3 protein-coding genes and 1 pseudogene are annotated in these 3230 nt (G+C 43.4%); 2 read left to right on the forward strand and 2 right to left on the reverse strand.

Going from position 1 to position 3230, the window contains the following annotated elements:
• Both AB4Z17_RS32950 and AB4Z17_RS32955 read left to right on the forward strand, forming a co-directional pair.
• Positions 1 to 224, forward strand: a 224-nt coding sequence (locus tag AB4Z17_RS32950; RefSeq protein WP_441964618.1) for a hypothetical protein, incomplete at its 5' end; no start/stop codon positions are given.
• Positions 148 to 353, forward strand: a pseudogene (locus tag AB4Z17_RS32955) (transposase); the annotation flags it as partial. The gene AB4Z17_RS32950 and the pseudogene AB4Z17_RS32955, both read left to right, overlap by 77 nt.
• 115 nt (positions 354 to 468) lie before the next feature.
• Here the strand turns inward: AB4Z17_RS32955 and AB4Z17_RS32960 are convergent.
• Positions 469 to 2154 carry a response regulator transcription factor gene (locus AB4Z17_RS32960; RefSeq protein WP_441964614.1) on the reverse strand — a complete coding sequence of 562 codons (1686 nt, stop codon included), beginning with the start codon at positions 2152 to 2154 and terminating at the stop codon, positions 469 to 471.
• A 28-nt stretch (positions 2155 to 2182) separates the two neighbouring features.
• A partial coding sequence (locus tag AB4Z17_RS32965) for an ABC transporter substrate-binding protein (protein ID WP_441964616.1) occupies positions 2183 to 3230 on the reverse strand: 1048 nt, incomplete at its 5' end.

The following is a 3230-nucleotide window of genomic DNA, read 5'->3' on the forward strand; positions in this document are numbered from 1 at the left end:
GTATTAGTACACCTATTTGCAACATTCCAATCTTGTTTGTTAAAAACAGGTGCACTTTTACACTTATTTACTCTCCCTATCGGTTCGCGCACATTACAATCATACGACGATCATCGCTGATGCTGGATATGGTCAGTCTGAGTTATTATGCGCTACAAGCAGCAAGCAAGGGAGAAACTGAGCTGCGAGGAAAGATATTCGCTGTCGGTAAGACGAATGATTGAACCCGAAAGTATTTTAGGGCAGATAAAGATTAACCAAGGATTCCGGCGTTTCTGCTTCGCAGCTTGCCTAAGATAAGTCTGGAGGTCGGGTGGCTTTCGCTTGCCCATAATCCTATGAASCAAGCATAGACCAGAATAGAAAAATAGCAGTACAGGAATAGCTCTCCTGTACTGCTACCAATACTCCCGTTCAAAGCGAGCTATTCCTCAGCGAGCTGATGCTTATGGGACAGCCCCTTAGCATTTATGAATGCTTTAAATAATAGGAAGCCGTCATGGGACGTTTCTCACATTTCTTGCGATAGGTTACTGGACTAAGTCCCGTCACCTTCTTAAAAATTCGGCTGAAATGCTCAGGATTAACATACCCTACACTTTCTGCTACATCGTAAATTTTCAACCCGTTCTCTAGTCCTTCTTTCGCTTTTTCAATTCTTAGATTGGTCAAATAGTTGATAAAATTAATACCGATTTCTTTCGCAAATTGTTTGCTAAGATAACTGTCACTGACCCCGACCATGGCGCAAATCGTAGACAAATGCAAATCTTCATTAAAATGATTATCTAATATCGCTTTGGCTTTCGCTACAACAGGGCTCAGCCAAGCAGCTGTTTTGTCGAGTTTAGGATGCAGCTTATCAYGCAAGGCATCAAGAAATAATTGCAGCCATTCCATGGTGTCATCCCATGTCTCTATACTCCGGACATGCTCAACCGGTTGAGGAAATCTTTCATGCAGCTTATCCCACGACATTCCTCGTTCATGCATCAGCGTACCCGTTTCCCAGATCAAATCGCTGAGTGCTTTTTTGATAGGCTCAGGCGAGGATGGAAAGTATTCAATCAGCAGCTTGAATCCGTGCTGAATGGACTGTTTCCATCGCATAGGGTCGGTATCTTTTAGCGCTTGCAGCAGCTCGAGCTTAAATGGCGCCCATGCGTCTTTCCAATTGTCCTTCTCTGCACCCATTGATCGTTCGGCTTCTGGATAGATCAAGTGGTCATATCCTTGATAGTAACTAAGAAGGGAAAGCCGTTCAGCTTGACGGAACAAACGATTCCACTGCCTGACTCCATTGGCGGAGTCACTGATACCAATCGATAAATGGAGATTCAAAAACTGCCGCAGCCTTATTTTCACATCCGTTAAGACGGCTTGGGTCAAACTTCGAATAGCCATCGCACTGCATTGCTCAGGGAAGGTGAAATACAGGATATAGTTCCGTTCATCATGACGACAAACGCGGCATATTCCTTCATTTCTATCCGTGTTCGTTACGGTTCTAATGGTTTGCATAATGATTTGCTTCGTATGCTCGAAGTGAACCACTTGAGATAATCTAATGAAGGCTACCTTCTGATTTTTCTCGCCCAACTGTTTCCGAACGATAATCAATCCTAATTTCAATTGTTCATCGAGTTCGCAATCGGATGTGCTCAATCCATCTGACACCGACAGTTGGTGAAGCATGGAACAAACCATTTCGTCTTCATCTAGAACAGACAATTCAGGTTCCGCAGCCTTGCTCCTCTTGCGCCTATTCAATTCCTCCACTGTCTTATTCAGCACTGGCGCAATATAATGTTCATCCAATTTCGCCTTTAGCATATAATCAAACGCCCCAAGCACAAATGAGTCTCTTACATAGCCATAGTCGCCATATGCACTAAGCATAATAATAAGCGGCGGGCGTTCGAAGGACACATCCCTAAGTGCTGCAAGAAGCTCCACACCATTCATGCGCGGCATCTTTATATCTGCAAAGATGATGTCGATATCCTGACGATCCTTTAAAAGATGCAATGCTTCTTCTCCGTCGCCAGCCTCTCCCGCAATTTCAATATCAGTTGAAGTTAAAGCGATATATTCCCGAAGCGCTAATCTGGCTAAAGGCTCGTCATCCACGATAAAGGCTTGGTATTTCGGCATCTTACTCCCCCTCATACATCGATAGGCTTTAATTATGCTGAACATATTGCACTGCTTTGCTCCAGTTTTCATTCATCTTGTTCTGAATGCCTGCTACTGACTCCCCTGCAAAAATTTCTTGCGCCAGCTTTTTCTCATCATACTGCGCTGCGTTTTTCACTTGTACAAATTTCTCATCTAACGCGGAATACATAAAAGGCACAAATGGATGCTCTTTATTCTCCTCATTAAAAAAGGGAAGTATGGACTGAACATCCGTTAACGTCGATGAGCTTTGTGAGTTATTTATAAAAGCCTGATAAACCTCGGGGCTGAATACCCATTCCAGAAATTGTATCGCTTCTTCTTTGTTTTTGGAGTTTTTGTTAATCGCCATATACTGGTCCGGCATCGTTACAGAAAGCAGCGATTCTTTGGTCGTTTCCCTCCACGGCAGCGCAAATGCACCTATATCCTCATCATTGCTCACTTTTGCCACATGATCCGAGTAATACCATTGACCGAGTGCAATCATTGCCGCTTCTTTGGACTGAAACAATTGTTTCGCCTGATCAAAGCCAATTTCGAGCGCGTTGGGGCCAGCTAATTTATTTTCCGCGATCGTCTTGAGCATATCGGCTGCTTTGCCAAAGGCTGAGCCTTCTCCGAATGGCTTCAATTCGTTTGAAATATTGGCTAAATAGTTCTCGTCCTTCGCAAAGATTGGCGGTCCAAATTCAATAAATGGATAGAAGGTCCAATCATCTTTGCCCCCGATAGCAATCGGAATATATTTGCCGTGCAATTTAATTTGATTCAGCACATCCATAAATTGTCCTAAGGTTTGCGGAACGCTAACGCCCACCTCTTCAAAAATACTTGGTCGATAATACACATACTCAGAGAAGGATATGAGCGGYAAGCCAAGTGTTTCCCCCTCTATTTCAGCTGGGTACTTATTTCTGCTCGTTGCTTGCAATTGATTAAGAGACAGCAATGAATTTTTATAAATAGGCAAATGACCCGGTTTCAAATAAAATAGGTCAGGCAAATCATTTGCCGTCAGACGCACCTTTAAATATTGGCCGCTATTATCT

The organism is Paenibacillus sp. TAF43_2 (genome assembly GCF_052113545.1).
Classification (GTDB): domain Bacteria; phylum Bacillota; class Bacilli; order Paenibacillales; family Paenibacillaceae; genus Pristimantibacillus.